The organism is Streptomyces sp. NPDC102514 (assembly GCF_055584525.1).
In genome coordinates, this window is record NZ_JBVJLW010000008.1 from 95492 (window position 1) to 111719 (window position 16228).

The window sequence follows — 16228 nt, forward strand, 5'->3', positions numbered from 1 at the left end:
CCCTGTGCCCCGTGAGGGGCGCGGGGAACTGCGCGGCCGGCCCCCACGGCCCGCGCTGTGAGAGCCGACCGATCCAGCCCGCGAAGCCCCAGCGGCAGCGGCCACGTACCATGGGGGTAAGGCCGTGGCACGTTTCAGCCCGGCAGGGCCCCGCGAAGCGGATGGCCGTAACCTCACTCCGGGAGAAGCGCCTCAATATGGCCACGCGCCACGACATCCGCAACGTCGCCATCGTCGCCCACGTCGACCACGGCAAGACCACCCTGGTCGACGCCATGCTCAAGCAGGCCGGTGCCTTCGCCGCGCACGCCGCCGAGTCGCTCGACGACCGCATGATGGACTCGAACGACCTGGAACGTGAGAAGGGCATCACGATCCTGGCCAAGAACACGGCGGTGAAGTACCACCCGAAGGATGGCGGCGACGTCATCACCATCAACATCATCGACACCCCCGGCCACGCCGACTTCGGTGGTGAGGTCGAGCGCGGTCTGTCGATGGTGGACGCGGTCGTCCTCCTGGTCGACGCCTCCGAGGGCCCGCTGCCCCAGACCCGCTTCGTGCTGCGCAAGGCGCTGCAGGCCCGCCTGCCCGTCATCCTGTGCATCAACAAGACGGACCGCCCCGACTCGCGTATCGACGAGGTCGTGAACGAGGCGTACGACCTCTTCCTCGACCTGGACGCCGACGAGGAGCAGATCGAGTTCCCGATCGTCTACGCGTGCGCCCGTGACGGCGTCGCGTCGCTGACCAAGCCGGAGAACGGCACGGTCCCGGCCGACAGCGACAGCCTGGAGCCCTTCTTCTCCACGATCCTGTCGCACGTCCCGGCCCCGTCCTACGACGAGGAGGCCCCGCTCCAGGCGCACGTCACCAACCTGGACGCGGACAACTTCCTCGGCCGTATCGCGTTGCTCCGCGTCGAGCAGGGCGAGCTGCGCAAGGGCCAGACGGTCACGTGGATCAAGCGTGACGGCTCCATGTCGAACGTCCGCATCACCGAGCTGCTGATGACCGAGGCGCTCACCCGCAAGCCCGCCGAGAAGGCGGGCCCCGGTGACATCTGTGCCGTCGCCGGTATCCCGGACATCATGATCGGCGAGACCCTCGCCGACCCCGAGAACCCGATCGCGCTGCCGCTCATCACGGTGGACGAGCCGGCCATCTCGATGACCATCGGCACGAACACCTCCCCGATGGTCGGCCGCGGCGCGACCGGCAAGGGCGCGGACAACAAGGCCGCGGTCAAGGACCGCAAGGTCACCGCCCGGCAGGTCAAGGACCGGCTGGACCGCGAGCTGATCGGTAACGTCTCGCTGCGGGTCCTCGACACCGAGCGCCCCGACGCCTGGGAGGTGCAGGGCCGCGGTGAGCTGGCGCTGGCCATCCTGGTCGAGCAGATGCGCCGTGAGGGCTTCGAGCTGACCATCGGCAAGCCGCAGGTGGTCACGCAGCAGATCGACGGCAAGACCCACGAGCCGGTCGAGCGCATGACGATCGACGTGCCCGAGGAGCACATGGGCGCGGTCACGCAGCTCATGGGCGTCCGCAAGGGCCGCATGGACAACATGTCGAACCACGGCTCGGGCTGGGTCCGGCTGGAGTTCGTCGTGCCGTCCCGCGGTCTCATCGGCTTCCGTACGGAGTTCCTGACCGGGACGCGCGGCACGGGCATCGCCCACTCGATCCACGAGGGCCACGAGCCGTGGTTCGGCACGCTGACGACCCGTAACAACGGTTCGCTGGTCGCCGACCGCTCCGGCGCCGTCACCGCGTTCGCGATGACGAACCTCCAGGAGCGCGGTGTGCTCTTCACCGAGCCCGGCACCGAGGTGTACGAGGGCATGATCGTCGGTGAGAACTCGCGCGCCGACGACATGGACGTGAACATCACCAAGGAGAAGAAGCTCACCAACATGCGGTCGGCCGCGGCCGACTCCTTCGAGGCGATCGTCCCGCCGCGCAAGCTCTCGCTCGAGCAGTCGCTGGAGTTCTGCCGCGACGACGAGTGCGTCGAGGTGACCCCGGAGGCCGTGCGCATCCGCAAGGTCAACCTGGACGCCCGTGAGCGCGGTCGCGCCGCGAGCCGCGCCAAGCACGGCTGACCCTGCCCCCGCGGGCCCCGGAAGCACGCTTCCGGGGCCTCTGAGGGCCCTTCAGGGGTCCCGCCGACGGTTCGAGAAGAGCCCGGCCCTCCGCACGGCGGGGAGCCGGGCCTTCGGCGTACCCGGATACGTGCCTGTCCGCGGGCCGAAAAAACGCCTCAGTTCGGACAACGGCGTAAAGGATGCGGCGGCGTTCGCATATCGGTCAATGCCCAATCAAGTTTCGGACACGTAAACGAAATTTTCGCAGTAGATGACCGATTCGCCGGAATCTCATCTCACCTGTCAAGCGCGTGTAGGTGTCATTCTCTGCAATTTTTGCTCAAAATTTCGACGGTAGGGAGATCCCTATGTCTTCCGCCCTTGACGCGCGTTGACCCACTTGGTGAAAGTTCCCTGAAACCACAGAACCTGCCGGTATCTGTGCTGCGCTCAACTCTCCATCCCCCGGGGGAAGAACAAAGATGACCAGTCCAACCAAGGCCGAGGGCTCCGGGCCGTCGGCGGCCTTGGACCCCGAGCTCGCGTCGAACGCCGAGCCCGCCGAGGCCGAGCAGCTCGAAGGCCGTTCCCCCGGGCAGCTGATGTGGCATCGCTTCAAGCGAGACCGTACCGGAGTCATCTCCGCGTGCGTGGTGATTTTTTTCTTCGCGGTCGCCGCCCTCGCCCCGGTCATCTCGTCCCTGTACGGCAAGGACCCCTACACGCTGTACGCGCAGGAGCCCGACTACCCCTTCCTGCTCGACGACTTCGCCATGCCCACCGGATCCTTCGGCGGCATGTCGTCCGACTTCTGGTTCGGCGTCGAGCCCAAGCTGGGCCGCGACGTGTTCACCATGCTGCTGTACGGCATGCGCACCTCGCTCTACATGGCCGTGCTCGTCACGGTGTTCAGCGTGGTCACGGGTGTCGTCCTCGGCATGATCAGCGGCTACTTCGGCGGCAAGGTCGACTACTGGCTGGGCCGGATCACCGACTTCTTCCTGGCCTTCCCGCAGCAGCTGTTCTTCATCGCCTTCATGCCGGTCGTCACCGCGATGTTCGTCTCCCCGACGGACGAGACCCCCACCTATCTGCGTGCGGTGGCGATCATCCTGGTGATGTGGTTCCTCGGCTGGATGGGCATGGCCCGTCTGGTGCGCAGCTCCGTACTCTCCCTGCGGGAGCGGGAGTTCGTGGAGGCGGCGAAGGTCTCGGGTGCCTCTCCGGCGCGTATCGTGCGCAAGGAGATCCTGCCCAACATCGTCACGCCGATCCTGGTGCAGGGCACGTACATGCTGCCCAGCGCGATCCTCTCGATCGCGTTCCTCAGCTACGTCGGTGTGGGCTTCGTCGAGCCGACACCGGACTGGGGCCGGATGTTCGCCATCGGCGCCGGGATCTACGAGCAGGACCCGATGTTCATGTTCTTCCCGGGCATCGCGATGGTGGTCTTCGTGCTCGCCTTCAATCTTCTCGGCGACTCCGTCCGGGACGCATTCGACCCCAAGACCGGACGCTAAACGTCCATTGGTGGTGGGGGGGCTGCCACCCCCGTTCCGGCTCGTCCGGACCGTCAGGCAGCACTCGTGGACAACTATCGACAGGTAGGTCATCGGAATCATGAACCCGATAAGAATGCGCACCGTCCGCGCCATAACCGTCGCGGTCGCGGCGGGATCGCTGGCACTGACCGGCTGCAGCGACAGCGGCAAGGACAGCGGCAAGGACGACTCCAAGTCCAAGGAGGACGCCAAGGCGCAGTCGAAGCCCGTCGCCTACGGTGACGCGCAGGCGTCGACCGGTCCGGCCGAGGCGGTGGCCGGGGCCAAGTCCGGTGGCACGATCAACGTCTACCAGCAGTCCGACCTGTCCCACATGGACCCGGGTCAGATCTACGTCAGTGACGCCGGCCAGTTCGCCAACCTGATCCACCGCGGTCTGACGAACTTCCAGGAGGACGCGAAGGGCAACCTGACCGTCGTCGGCGACATCGCCACCGACTCGGGCAAGTCGTCCGAGGGCGGCAAGACCTGGACGTACACGCTGAAGGACGACGTGAAGGACGAGGACGGCAACGTCATCACGTCCAAGGACATCCGGCACACCATCGAGCGGCAGTACTCGAAGGTGATCTTCGACGGTCCGACCTACGTCCAGACCTGGCTCTCGGGCTCCGACTACCGCAAGGCGCTGCCGGACGGCCCGTACAAGGGCAAGCACCTGCCGGACTCGGTCCTCGAGACCCCGGACGACAAAACGGTCGTCTTCCACTTCAAGACCGCCCAGCCGGACCTCCCGCAGGCCCTGGCCATGGCCGGTTACGCCATCGTGCCCGAGAAGCAGGACACGAAGGAGAAGTACGACAAGGCCCCCGCCTCCCTCGGCCCGTACAAGATCGCCGAGTACAAGGCCGGCAAGTCCCTCAAGCTCGTCAAGAACGAGCAGTGGGACGAGAAGACGGACTCGGTGCGCCACCAGTACGTCGACGGCTACAACTTCACCAACACCATCGACCAGGCCAGCCAGACCAAGCGTCTGATCGCCGACAAGGGCGAGGCCGCCAACGCCATCCAGTTCACCGACTCGGTGGACCCGGCGCAGCTGTCGACGGTCATCGGTAACGCCGACGCCAAGAAGCGCACCATCCAGGGCTACCAGGTCTACGTCTGGGCCCTGAGCTTCAACCTCGACAGCGCGCAGATGAAGGACAAGAAGATCCGGGACGCGATCACCTACGCGATCCCGAACCAGTCCATGGTGCAGGCGGACGGCGGCCGGTACGGCGGTGAGGTCGCGGGTGGTCTGCTGGCCCCGACCCTGCCCGGCTTCGACCCGAAGTACGACCCGTTCGGCAAGCTGAAGAAGCCCAACGGTGACCCGGCGAAGGCCAAGGAGCTGCTGAAGGAAGCGGGCTTCAAGGAGGGCACCAAGCTCAGCTACGCCTACTCCAACACCCCCCGCGGCCAGGCCCAGATGGTCATCATCAAGGACGCGCTGAACAAGCTCGGCTTCGATGTCCAGGCCAAGGAGATCGACCGCGCGACCTTCTACGAGCAGGTCGGCAAGCTCAAGAACCCGTACGACCTGTACATGACCGGCTGGGGCCAGGACTGGCCGTCGCCGTCCACGGTCATCACGCCCGTCTACGACGGTGACCTGATCGCCGACGGTGCGCCGAACTACTCGCACATCAACGACCCGAAGGTCAACGACCTCATCAAGAAGGCCGTGACCGAGGAGCCCGAGGCCGCCGCCAAGACCTGGGAAGAGGCCCACCACCGCATCGTGGAGGACACCAACCCCAGCGCCCCGGTCTACTACTCGAAGCAGATGCAGCTCTACGGTTCGAACATCGGTGGCGCCCGGTTCAGCACGGAGTCGAGCTACATCGACATCAACGACCTGTTCCTGAAGCAGCCGTAACACCCATGCTCGGCTGATCCGCGGGGGTGTGCGCCAGGCGGAGCGCACCCCCGCGGTCGGTATCCCCCTCCTGCCGCCGCGTTTCGAAGAGAGCACCCACCCGCCATGCTTCAGTTCCTCATCCGCAGGCTGAGCGGCGCCGTCGTGATCATGTTCCTGATCGGCGCCTTCACGTTCTTCCTGTTCTATACGATCCCCCAGGACTTCGCGCAGCTGTCCTGCGGCAAGAACTGCTCCCCCGAGAACATCGCGGTCATCCGCGAGAACCTCGGCCTGGACAAGCCCATCACCACCCAGTTCTGGGAATTCATGATGGGCATCGTGTCCGGCCGGGACTTCCCGCAGGGACACTGCGCCGCCCCGTGCCTGGGTGTCTCGTTCGACAGCGGCGACTTCGTGTGGGACTCCATCATGGACCGCTTCCCGCTGACGCTCTCGCTGACCATCGGCGGCCTGGTGATCTTCCTGCTGTTCGGCCTCGGTACGGGTCTGATGGCGGCCTGGAAGCGCGGTACCGCCCTCGACAAGGTGGTCAGCGGCTCCTCGATGGTGCTCAGCTCGTTCCAGATCTACTTCCTGGGCCCCATCGTCCTCAGCCTCCTCGTCTACAACACCGGCTGGCTGGAGAGCCCCAAGTACGTGTCCTTCACGGACAACCCCGGCAGCTGGTTCATGGGAATGCTGATCCCGTGGGCCGTGATGGCCACCATCTTCACCGCCCAGTACACCCGTATGGCACGCTCGACGATGATCGAGCAGCTCCAGGAGGAGCACGTCAGAACCGCGCGAGCCAAGGGCATGCGGCAGCGCTACGTCTTCTTCCGCTACGCCTGGCGCGGTTCACTCATCCCGATCGTCACGATCATCGGCATGGACCTCAGCGCGCTCCTGTCGGGCGCCGTGGTCACGGAGTTCACCTTCGACCTCGCCGGTATCGGGCGTCTCGCGGTCGAGGGCTCGCTGACCAAGGACCTTCCGCTGACGATGGGCGTCATGCTGTTCGGCGCCTTCTTCATCCTGATCCTGAACATCGTCGTGGACCTCGCCTACGCCTACATCGACCCGCGCGTGCGCCTCGCCTAGGAGAAATACCGTGACCACACTGACCAAGACCGAAGGCGAGAGGGCCCCGAGCGGGCCGGAGGCCTTCCTCTCGGTCCGCGACCTGCGGGTGCGGTTCTCCACAGAGGACGGCATCGTGAAGGCCGTCGACGGGCTCTCCTTCGACGTCGAGCGCGGCAAGACGCTCGGCATCGTGGGGGAGTCGGGATCGGGCAAGTCCGTCACCAACCTGACCGTCCTCGGACTGCACAACCCCAAGACCGCCACCGTCGAGGGCGAGATCGTCCTCGACGGCAAGGAACTGGTCACCGCGACCGAGAAGGAGATGGAGAAGCTTCGCGGCAACAAGGTCGCGATGATCTTCCAGGACCCGCTGACCGCGCTCTCGCCGTACTACACGGTGGGCCGGCAGATAGCGGAGCCCTTCATGAAGCACACCGGCGCCTCCAAGAAGGAGGCGAAGCTGCGCGCCATCGAGATGCTCGACAAGGTCGGCATCCCGCAGCCCGCGATGCGCTTCGAGGACTACCCGCACCAGTTCTCCGGCGGTATGCGCCAGCGCGCGATGATCGCGATGTCGCTGATCTGCAACCCGGACCTGCTCATCGCGGACGAGCCGACCACGGCTCTGGACGTGACCGTGCAGGCCCAGATCCTGGACCTGCTCAAGGACCTCCAGCAGGAGTTCGGCTCGGCGATCATCTTCATCACCCACGACCTCGGCGTCATCTCCAAGATGGCCGACGACCTGCTGGTGATGTACTCGGGCCGGGCCGTGGAACGCGGCAGCGTCCGCGAGGTACTGCGCGCCCCCCAGCACCCGTACACCTGGGGCCTGCTGAGCTCCATGCCGCGACTCGGCGGTGACACGGCGCAGGCGCTCACCCCGATCCCGGGGTCCCCGCCCAGCCTGCTCAACCCGCCGTCGGGCTGCCCGTTCCACCCCCGGTGCGGCTTCACGTCCGAGGTCGGCGGCAACCGCTGCGCCACCGAGCGGCCGGAGCTGGCCGCGGGCCGCGGCGCCGCCTGTCACCTGGACGACGCGCAGAAGTCGACCTTTTTCATCGAGCAGATCAAGCCCCGGCTGGGCTAGGGAGAACGACTCATGAGCGACAAACTCACCCTGCCGAAGCCGCAGGGCCCGGTGGACGGAACAGCCGAGACGCTGCTCTCCGTCGAGGGCCTGACGAAGCACTTCCCGATCTACGGCGGCTTCCCGATCAAGCGCAAGGTCGGAGCAGTGCAGGCCGTCGACGGGGTCGACCTGACCGTCGGAGTCGGCGAGAGCGTCGGCCTGGTCGGCGAGTCCGGCTGCGGCAAGTCGACGACCGGCCGGCTCATCACCCGGCTCCTCGAGCCGACGGCCGGCAAGGTCACGTACGCGGGCCAGGACATCACGCACGCCTCGCGCCGGCAGATGGCCCCCGTACGGTCCGAGATCCAGATGATCTTCCAGGACCCGTACTCCTCGCTGAACCCGCGGCAAACCGTCGGCACCATCATCAAGTCGCCGATGGAGGTCAACGGGATCAACCCGAAGGGCGGCATCGAGAAGCGCGTCCGTGAGCTGCTGGAGCTGGTCGGGCTCAACCCCGAGCACTACAACCGCTTCCCGCACGAGTTCTCCGGCGGCCAGCGCCAGCGCATCGGCGTGGCCCGCGCGCTGTCCCTGAACCCGAAGCTGATCGTCGCGGACGAGCCGGTGTCGGCCCTGGACGTGTCGATCCAGGCACAGGTCGTGAACCTTCTCCAGAAGGTCCAGGAGGAGATGGGCATCGCCTTCCTCTTCATCGCCCACGACCTGGCGATCGTCCGGCACTTCTCGCAGCGCCTCGCGGTGATGTACCTGGGCAAGGTGGTGGAGGTCGGCGACCGCGACTCCATCTACAACCGGCCCCGGCACCCGTACACGCACGCCCTGCTGTCGGCCGTCCCCGAGGTGACGCTCGACGACGAGACCGAGGACCGGGAGCGCATCCGGCTCTCCGGCGACGTCCCCTCGCCGATCCACCCGCCGTCCGGCTGCCGCTTCCGTACGCGCTGCTGGAAGGCGCAGGACAAGTGCGCGACGACCGAGCCGCCGCTCGTGCAGATCTCCGGCAACCGTGAGAACCATCTGACGGCCTGTCACTTCCCGGAGGACCCGACGACGGAGGCCCGGGACGAGGACATCGTGCTGGACCCGGCGCTGGCGGCGCTGGAGAAGGAAGGGGAGTAGGAGGGCGGGGGCGCTGCCCCCGGACCCCCGGTCCTCAGACTCCCCCAGCTACCGCTGGGAGGTGCCCCCAGACGGGCTGAAGATTTCGCGGACGGGCCGCGATTCTTCAGCCCGTCCGGCGTTTTCGGACGCAGCAGTTCAGCCCGACCACGGACCGCCCGGCTCGTTCTGCCAGCGGTGGACCACCTCGCCCGTGTCGTCGACGCCGAAGACGGCCATCCCCGAGCCGTGGTCCACGACCGACGGAACCCCGGTGCTGACACGCGGGGCGGGCAGCGCGGGCGTACCCGCGGCCTCCCTGGCCTCGTCGAGAAGAGCGCGGGCCTTGTCCGCGACCTGGTCGTACCGCTCCGGGAAGGCCGAACGCTGCACCTTCTGGGCCGTCTGCCCCGCGGTGAGCTGCGGCGACTGCTCCTCGACCCGTACGGCGCGGACGAAGAACTGCCGGGCCGCGTACGGTACGTGCCTGATCTGCTCCGGGGTTCCCCAGCCCTGACTGGGCCGTTGCTGGAAGACGCCGAGGGAGTCGCGGTCGCCGCAGTCGAGGTTGTTCATGTGCGACTCGACCCAGCCGGCCTCGAAACCGGCGAGCATCACCTTGTCCGAGACCTGGAGTTCGCGGCCGACGCGGTAGACGGCCCTGGTCACGTCGAGATCGTGGTGGGGCGGGATGTGGCACGCCATCCTGGGGCTCCTGATCCTGGGGCGGACGGTTTACGGGGTGGGGCGGGCGGTCGCCGGGGCCTCGGCCGGGGTACGGGGAGCCGCGAGTACGCCGGTGACCGCGAGTGCGCCGGTGACCGCGGGCGCGTCGGGATCGGCGGCGAGGCTGCCCTCCATGTCGACCCAGGTGTCGTTCCAGGCATGGCCGTGCCCGGGGCCGCGCTGCCAGGTGTGGGTGACCCGGCCGCGCGCGTCCCGGCCGAAGACGGAGAGATCACCGCTGGGGTTGAGGACCACCGCCGGGTCGCTGGTGAGTTGTCCGCCGAGGGGGTTCCAGTCGGACCAGGGGCCGCCGGTGCCGGTCTGCCAGCGGTGGTGGAGGGCGTGGTCGGTGCCGCGGGTGAAGAGGACCATGCCTCCGTCGCGGCCGACGAGCACGGTGGGGCGCCCTTGTGCGGTTCCGCCCATGTCGACCCAGGAGCCGTGCCAGCCGTGACCGTGCTCGGGACCGCGCTGCCAGGTGTGGGTGATGTGCCCCTCGGGGTCGCGGGCGAACACCGACAGCGCGCCGTTCGGGCTCAGTACGACCGCCGGGTCGCTGGTGAGTTGTCCGCCGAGGGGGTTCCAGTCGGACCAGGGGCCGCCGGTGCCGGTCTGCCAGCGGTGGTGGAGGGCGTTGTCGGTGCCGCGGGTGAAGAGGACCATGCCTCCGTCGCGGCCGACGAGGACGGTGGGTCGTCCTTGTGCGGTTCCGCCCATGTCGACCCAGGTGTCGTGCCAGGCGTGACCGTGTTCCGGGCCGCGCTGCCAGGTGTGGGTGATGTGCCCCTCGGGGTCGCGGGCGAACACCGACAGTGCGCCGTTCGGGCTGAGTACCACGGCCGGGTCACCGGCGAGGCGTCCGCCCAGGGACACCCACTCCGGCGCCCACGCGCCGGCCTCCGACTGCCAGGTGTGCCACAGCGCCCCGTCGGTCCCGCGGACGAACACCGCGAGCTTGCCGTAGCGGCCGACCAGCGCCCACGGCCGGCCCACCGCACCCGAGGACGGACGGCCCAGGGGCGTCCAGCCCGACCACGCGCCGCCCGCCTGGTTCTGCCAGCGGTGCGCCACGTCGCCCGTCCCGTCGACCCCGGACACGACCATGCCCGAGCCGTGGTCCACGACGGACGGGATCCCTACGCCGACCTGCGGCGCGGCCGTCCCGCGCCCGGTCCACCAGGTGGTCTCCTTGCGCGCTCCCGCCCACCCGAAGCTGAAGTGGACGTGATCGGTGTGCGGGCTGGCACCGGTGTACGGGGTCCAGCCGGCGTCCGCGCGGGCGGCCTGCCAGATCCGCCGGTTCCAGATCATGTACATGATTCCGAAGCGGCGGGCGAGGGCGTGGGGGTTGCCGTGCCGGTCGGTGGCGAGCAGCCAGCCGATGAGGTCGTCGGCGTCGGCGGACCGGCCGTCGGCGGTGACACCCCAGTCCCAGGCCCTGCCCTCCTTGTGCTCACTGACCCCCGGCCTGCCGCACTCCCTGCTGATGCCCAGGCTCCGGGTGTCCGGGTAGGCGGCGAGGACCAGGTCGCGGAAGGCGAGGAGGCCCGGTTTCGCGTCCGGGTCGCAGTTCCGCTGCCCCTCGTGGGGCGCGTAGTCGTCGATACCCGGACCGAAGTCCGGTGCGGTGGGGGGCATGCGGTGGCCTCCTGGCATGAGGTGGGGTGACGTGCCGTCGCTCTCTCGGGCCCACCCTGGCGGGCCGCGCCGTCGTCCCGGCCGGGCTTCGGACACTTCCGCCCCAACGGATGAACGGACCCGGCGGGAGGAAGTGAAAAGGGTTCGACTTCCTCAAGGGCATCAGGGAAGCTCCCCGCCATGACGAACCCCGCTCTTCACAGCATCACGTTCGACTGCACGGGCGACCCGTACGACCTCGGCCTGTTCTGGAGCGAGCTGCTGGGCCGGCCGCTGGACGACGACGACAAACCGGGTGATCCGGAGGCGTTGATCGCGGACCCCGAGGGAGGTCCGCGGCTGCTCTTCGTCCGCGTTCCGGAGGGCAAGACGGCCAAGAACCGCATCCACTTCGACCTGCGGCCGACGGGACGTACGAGGGCGGCGGAGGTGGAACGGGCGCTCGCGCTCGGCGCAACCCTCCTGTCGGACCGAACACGCCCGGACGGCGGAGGCTGGTACCTCCTGGCGGACCCGGAGGGCAACGAGTTCTGTGTGGAGAGGGGGGAGTCGGACTGACCCGTCAGCTCACGCTGTCTCCGGCTTTGCCGTAACGGCGGAAGGCCCCGGTCTCCACCTTCCAGGCGCTGAACGGCACCGAGTCCCCGAAGATGTACGCGTTCTTGTCCTGATAGCGGCCCTTGCACGGGGCGGAGTGCACCTCGATGGTCCCCGTGCGAGGGTCGACGATCATGTAGTGGCCGATGCCCATCGCCGGATAGTCGGCCAGCTTCTCCGTGTAGTCGTTGTCCGGGTTGGACGGCGAGACGATCTCGACCACGGCCAGCACGCGTGTCGCGTCGACGGCGAGGCCTTCCTCGTCGAGCACCTCCTCGGGGATGACGACCGCGTCCGGGCGCCGCATGCGGCCGATCGACGGGTGCTCGATCTCGGGGCCGTTCTCGCACACGTAGCCCGGGTGTGTGGCGGGAAGCTGTTTGTTGAGCTGGTTACGGATGCGGCGCACTGTCCCCTCATGGCGCTTGGACGGGCTCATCATGGCGAGGAACGGTCCCGAGGGCCCGATCTCCACATTCCACGCCCCCTCGAGGTGCTCGGCGAACCCCGTGAGCTCCTCGGCGATCGCGCGCATCTTCGCGTAGTCCATGGCTCCAGGGTAGGCGGCGTACGGGCCGGTGGGGGCTGGCCGCGCAGTTCCCCGCGCCCCCAAGAGAGGGCACTTCGTGCCCCGTCAGGGGCGCGGGGAACTGCGTCGCCCGCCCCCACCGGCCCGCAGGTCACGGATGGCAGCCCTCTCCCCATGCACCCATGTGGGTCGCCGAATATGCGCTATGTGAGTTCTGCACCGATATTGGGCGCAAAGGAACTGGCTCCGGCGCCGGAGCCGCAGCGCACCGATGAGGAGGCACTCCATGCGTGGAGCCACACACGCCAGATGGGCCGTTTGCGCGACGGCGGTAGCCCTCGCGGCGACGGCCTGTGGGGGAGGCGGGGACGGCGGGGACAGCGGCGGCAGCGGCGACGGCTCCGGCATCCTCAGTTCGTCGTGGGGCGACCCGCAGAACCCCCTGGAGCCCGCCAACACCAACGAGGTGCAGGGCGGCAAGGTCCTCGACATGCTCTTCCGCGGTCTCAAGCGCTACGACGCGAAGACCGGCGAGGCCAAGGACATGCTGGCCGAGAAGATCGACACCTCGGACTCGCAGAACTTCACCGTCACCGTCAAGAGCGGCTGGACGTTCAGCAACGGCGAGGCGGTCTCCGCGAAGTCCTTCGTGGACGCCTGGAACTACGGCGCCAGCCTCAAGAACAACCAGAAGAACGCGTACTTCTTCGGGTACATCGACGGCTACGACAAGGTCCACCCGGAGGACGGCGGCAAGCAGTCCGCCCAGACCCTGAGCGGACTCAAGGTCACCGGCGACAACACCTTCACGATCAAGCTCAACCAGAAGTTCTCGACCTTCCCCGACACCCTCGGCTACGCCGCCTTCGCGCCGCTGCCCAAGGCGTTCTTCGACGACCACGCCGCCTGGCTGAAGAAGCCGGTCGGCAACGGCCCGTACACGATCGACTCGTACGCCAAGGGCTCGGCGATGAAGATGCGCACGTGGGACAAGTACCCGGGGGACGACAAGGCGCAGAACGGCGGGGTGGACCTGAAGGTCTACACCGACAACAACACCGCCTACACGGACCTGATGGCCGGCAACCTCGACCTCGTCGACGACGTGCCCGCCGCGCAGCTCAAGAACGCCAAGAGCGACCTCGGCGACCGGTACATCAACACCCCCGCCGGCATCATCCAGACCCTCGCGTTCCCGTTCTACGACAAGAACTGGGGCAAGGACGGGATGGAGAAGGTCCGCACCGGTCTGTCCATGGCGATCAACCGGAAGCAGATCACCGAGACCATCTTCCAGAAGACGCGCACCCCTGCCAGCGACTGGACGTCGCCCGTGCTCGGTGAGGCCGGCGGCTTCAAGGAGGGGCTGTGCGGTGACGCCTGCGAGTACGACCCCGACCAGGCCAAGAAGATGATCGAGGACGGCGGCGGGCTGCCCGGCGGGCAGGTCAAGATCAGCTACAACGCGGACACCGGCTCCCACAAGGAGTGGGTGGACGCCGTCTGCAACTCCATCAACAACGCGCTGGACAACGACAAGGCCTGCGTGGGCAACCCGGTCGGCACCTTCGCCGACTTCCGCAACCAGATCACCCAGTCCAAGATGTCGGGCCCCTTCCGGGCGGGCTGGCAGATGGACTACCCGCTGATCCAGAACTTCCTGCAGCCGCTGTACTACACCAACGCCTCGTCCAACGACGGCAAGTGGACCAGCGAGAAGTTCGACGACCTCGTCGACAAGGCGAACGCGGAGACCGACCAGGCCAAGGCCGTCAGCCTGTTCCAGCAGGCCGAGGAGGTCCTGCGGGACGAGATGGGCGCCATTCCGCTCTGGTACCAGAACGGCAGCGCCGGCTACTCGGACCGGATCTCGAACGTGGCGCTGAACCCGTTCAGCCTGCCCGTCTACAACGAGATCAAGGTCAACTGAGCCACGGGGGCGCGCACTTCGGCAGGAAGCAGGTGCGCGCCCCCGCCGCCTGCCCCCACCTACCTCCGGAGCCCTCATGGGACGGTATGTGATCCGGCGTCTGCTGCAGATGATCCCGGTCTTCATCGGCGCCACCCTGTTGATCTTCCTGATGGTGAACGTGATGGGCGACCCCATCGCGGGCCTCTGCGGAGACCGCCAGTGCGACCCCGCGACGGCGACCCAGCTGCGCAGGGAGTTCGGCTTGGACAAGCCCGTGTGGCAGCAGTACGCGACCTACATGGGCAACGTCTTCACCGGCGACTTCGGCACCGCGTTCAACGGGCAGGAGGTCACCGAGCTGATGTCGACCGCCTTCCCGGTCACCATCCGGCTCACGATCGTCGCGATCCTCTTCGAGGTCGTCATCGGTATCGCGCTCGGTGTCGTCACCGGACTGCGCCGCGGCCGGCCCGTCGACACCGGTGTCCTGCTGATCACCCTCGTCGTCATCTCGGTGCCCACCTTCGTCACCGGTCTGCTGCTGCAACTGCTGCTCGGGGTCAAGTGGGGCTGGATCAGCCCGTCCGTGTCCTCCGAGGCGCCCTTCGACGAGCTGATCGTGCCCGGCCTGGTCCTCGCGTCCGTCTCCCTCGCCTATGTGACCCGGCTGACCCGGACGTCCATCGCGGAGAACCGGCGCGCCGACTACGTCCGTACGGCCATCGCCAAGGGCCTGCCCCGGCGCCGGGTCATCACCCGGCACCTGCTGCGCAACTCGCTGATCCCGGTGGTCACCTTCATCGGCACCGACATCGGCGCGCTGATGGGCGGCGCGATCGTCACCGAGCGGATCTTCAACATCCACGGCGTCGGATTCCAGCTCTACCAGGGCATCCTGCGCCAGAACACGCAGACCGTCGTCGGCTTCGTGACCGTCCTCGTCCTCGTCTTCCTGGTGGCCAACCTGCTGGTCGACCTCCTGTACGCCGTACTCGACCCGAGGATCCGCTATGCCTGAGCAGCCGACGCCGCCGGAGCGGCCCCTGCCCTCCATGCCGCCGGGGCCGCACCTGTCCGGCGGCGGCCGTGCCCCCGAGGACGGCGCCATCGCGGCGACCGGCATGGGCGGCGCGATGGACCTCGCCACGCAGGAGGCCGACTCCCTGCGGAAGCCGATCGGCGGGCCGGACGGCACGGGGCCGCAGGACAAGCCCCGTTCCCTGTGGTCCGACGCCTGGCGCGATCTGCGGCGCAACCCCGTCTTCATCATCTCGGGGCTCGTCATCCTCTTCCTGATCGTCATCTCGCTGTGGCCCTCGGTGATCGCCTCCGGCAACCCCCTCAAGTGCGACCTCGCCAAGTCCCAGGAGGGCTCCCAGCCGGGCCATCCCTTCGGCTACAACGGCCAGGGCTGCGACGTCTACACGCGCACGGTGTACGGGGCCCGGGTCTCCGTCACCGTCGGCGTCTGCGCCACGCTCGGGGTGGCGATCCTTGGCTCGGTGCTCGGCGGGCTCGCCGGGTTCTTCGGCGGGGCGTGGGACGCGGTCCTCTCCCGTATCACCGACATCTTCTTCGCGATCCCCGTCGTCCTCGGCGGTCTGGTGCTGCTGTCCGTCGTCACCAGCTCCACCATCTGGCCCGTGATCGGCTTCATGGTGCTGCTGGGCTGGCCGCAGATCTCCCGGATCGCCCGCGGTTCGGTCATCACCACCAAGCAGAACGACTACGTGCAGGCCGCCCGCGCGCTCGGCGCCTCCAACTCCCGGATGCTGCTGCGGCACATCACGCCGAACGCGATCGCCCCGGTCATCGTCGTGGCGACCATCGCGCTGGGAACGTACATCTCGCTGGAGGCGACCCTGTCGTTCCTCGGTGTCGGGCTGAAGCCGCCCACGGTGAGCTGGGGCATCGACATCTCCTCGGCGTCCCAGTACATCCGCACCGCGCCGCACGCCCTGCTGTGGCCGGCCGGGGCGCTGGCCGTCACCGTCCTCGCGTTCATCATGCTCGGCGACGCGGTGCGCGACGCCCTCGACCCGAAGCTGAGGTGACCG

At 68.0% G+C, this 16228-nt stretch carries 13 protein-coding genes; 10 read left to right on the forward strand and 3 right to left on the reverse strand.

What is annotated here, in order from left to right; translation table 11 throughout:
• Positions 1-197: 197 nt before the first annotated feature.
• The 6 genes from typA to ACZ60E_RS21450 all read left to right on the forward strand — a co-directional run bounded on the left by typA (position 198) and on the right by ACZ60E_RS21450 (position 8790).
• Complete coding sequence (gene typA / locus ACZ60E_RS21425) at positions 198-2105, forward strand: translational GTPase TypA (RefSeq protein ID WP_469442390.1); 1908 nt, start codon at positions 198-200, stop codon at positions 2103-2105.
• 464 nt (positions 2106-2569) lie between these two features.
• Positions 2570-3607, forward strand: a complete 1038-nt coding sequence (locus ACZ60E_RS21430; RefSeq protein WP_384804613.1) for an ABC transporter permease — start codon at positions 2570-2572, stop codon at positions 3605-3607.
• Positions 3608-3707: 100 nt separating this feature from the next.
• The gene (locus ACZ60E_RS21435; RefSeq protein WP_469442392.1) at positions 3708-5510 is read left to right on the forward strand and encodes an ABC transporter substrate-binding protein; all 1803 of its coding nucleotides are present in this window, start codon (positions 3708-3710) and stop codon (positions 5508-5510) included.
• 105 nt (positions 5511-5615) lie between these two features.
• The gene (locus ACZ60E_RS21440) at positions 5616-6593 is read left to right on the forward strand and encodes an ABC transporter permease (protein ID WP_469442394.1); all 978 of its coding nucleotides are present in this window, start codon (positions 5616-5618) and stop codon (positions 6591-6593) included.
• Between the two features lie 10 nt (positions 6594-6603).
• Positions 6604-7665 (forward strand): ABC transporter ATP-binding protein, encoded by a 1062-nt coding sequence (locus tag ACZ60E_RS21445; RefSeq protein ID WP_469442396.1) that lies wholly within the window; start codon positions 6604-6606, stop codon positions 7663-7665.
• Positions 7666-7677: 12 nt separating this feature from the next.
• Positions 7678-8790, forward strand: coding sequence for an ABC transporter ATP-binding protein (locus ACZ60E_RS21450; RefSeq protein WP_384804605.1), 1113 nt, complete (start codon positions 7678-7680; stop codon positions 8788-8790).
• 138 nt (positions 8791-8928) lie between these two features.
• Here the strand turns inward: ACZ60E_RS21450 and ACZ60E_RS21455 are convergent, their stop codons facing one another.
• Positions 8929-9474: a hypothetical protein gene (locus tag ACZ60E_RS21455; RefSeq protein WP_384804603.1), complete on the reverse strand. Its 546-nt coding sequence runs from the start codon at positions 9472-9474 to the stop codon at positions 8929-8931.
• 30 nt (positions 9475-9504) lie between these two features.
• Positions 9505-11133, reverse strand: coding sequence for a PLL family lectin (locus ACZ60E_RS21460; protein ID WP_469442399.1), 1629 nt, complete (start codon positions 11131-11133; stop codon positions 9505-9507).
• A gap of 180 nt (positions 11134-11313) precedes the next feature.
• Here ACZ60E_RS21460 and ACZ60E_RS21465 point away from each other — a divergent pair, with 180 nt between their 5' ends.
• The gene (locus ACZ60E_RS21465) at positions 11314-11691 is read left to right on the forward strand and encodes a VOC family protein (RefSeq protein ID WP_384804601.1); all 378 of its coding nucleotides are present in this window, start codon (positions 11314-11316) and stop codon (positions 11689-11691) included.
• Positions 11692-11695: 4 nt separating this feature from the next.
• Here the strand turns inward: ACZ60E_RS21465 and ACZ60E_RS21470 are convergent, their stop codons facing one another.
• Complete coding sequence (locus ACZ60E_RS21470; protein ID WP_469442401.1) at positions 11696-12280, reverse strand: Uma2 family endonuclease; 585 nt, start codon at positions 12278-12280, stop codon at positions 11696-11698.
• A 265-nt stretch (positions 12281-12545) separates the two neighbouring features.
• On the opposite strand from ACZ60E_RS21470, the gene ACZ60E_RS21475 reads away from it, so the two are divergent.
• The 3 genes from ACZ60E_RS21475 (at position 12546) to ACZ60E_RS21485 (ending at position 16225) form a co-directional block, all read left to right on the forward strand.
• Positions 12546-14189: a peptide ABC transporter substrate-binding protein gene (locus ACZ60E_RS21475; protein WP_469442403.1), complete on the forward strand. Its 1644-nt coding sequence runs from the start codon at positions 12546-12548 to the stop codon at positions 14187-14189.
• Between the two features lie 76 nt (positions 14190-14265).
• On the forward strand, positions 14266-15189 hold the full coding sequence (locus ACZ60E_RS21480) for an ABC transporter permease (protein ID WP_384804595.1): 924 nt from the start codon (positions 14266-14268) through the stop codon (positions 15187-15189).
• Complete coding sequence (locus ACZ60E_RS21485; protein ID WP_469442406.1) at positions 15182-16225, forward strand: ABC transporter permease; 1044 nt, start codon at positions 15182-15184, stop codon at positions 16223-16225. Before ACZ60E_RS21480 ends, ACZ60E_RS21485 begins: the two co-directional genes overlap by 8 nt.
• The last annotated feature ends 3 nt before the right edge of the window (positions 16226-16228 follow it).

Excerpts from the sequence above, each read along its gene's own strand:
- typA (WP_469442390.1), top strand. The coding sequence starts at position 198 with ATGGCCACGCGCCACGACATCCGCAACGTCGCCATCGTCGCCCACGTC.
- ACZ60E_RS21430 (WP_384804613.1), top strand. The coding sequence starts at position 2,570 with ATGACCAGTCCAACCAAGGCCGAGGGCTCCGGGCCGTCGGCGGCCTTG.
- ACZ60E_RS21435 (WP_469442392.1), top strand. The coding sequence starts at position 3,708 with ATGAACCCGATAAGAATGCGCACCGTCCGCGCCATAACCGTCGCGGTC.
- ACZ60E_RS21440 (WP_469442394.1), top strand. The coding sequence starts at position 5,616 with ATGCTTCAGTTCCTCATCCGCAGGCTGAGCGGCGCCGTCGTGATCATG.
- ACZ60E_RS21450 (WP_384804605.1), top strand. The coding sequence starts at position 7,678 with ATGAGCGACAAACTCACCCTGCCGAAGCCGCAGGGCCCGGTGGACGGA.
- ACZ60E_RS21455 (WP_384804603.1), bottom strand. The coding sequence starts at position 9,474 with ATGGCGTGCCACATCCCGCCCCACCACGATCTCGACGTGACCAGGGCC.
- ACZ60E_RS21460 (WP_469442399.1), bottom strand. The coding sequence starts at position 11,133 with ATGCCCCCCACCGCACCGGACTTCGGTCCGGGTATCGACGACTACGCG.
- ACZ60E_RS21465 (WP_384804601.1), top strand. The coding sequence starts at position 11,314 with ATGACGAACCCCGCTCTTCACAGCATCACGTTCGACTGCACGGGCGAC.
- ACZ60E_RS21470 (WP_469442401.1), bottom strand. The coding sequence starts at position 12,280 with ATGGACTACGCGAAGATGCGCGCGATCGCCGAGGAGCTCACGGGGTTC.
- ACZ60E_RS21475 (WP_469442403.1), top strand. The coding sequence starts at position 12,546 with ATGCGTGGAGCCACACACGCCAGATGGGCCGTTTGCGCGACGGCGGTA.
- ACZ60E_RS21480 (WP_384804595.1), top strand. The coding sequence starts at position 14,266 with ATGGGACGGTATGTGATCCGGCGTCTGCTGCAGATGATCCCGGTCTTC.
- ACZ60E_RS21485 (WP_469442406.1), top strand. The coding sequence starts at position 15,182 with ATGCCTGAGCAGCCGACGCCGCCGGAGCGGCCCCTGCCCTCCATGCCG.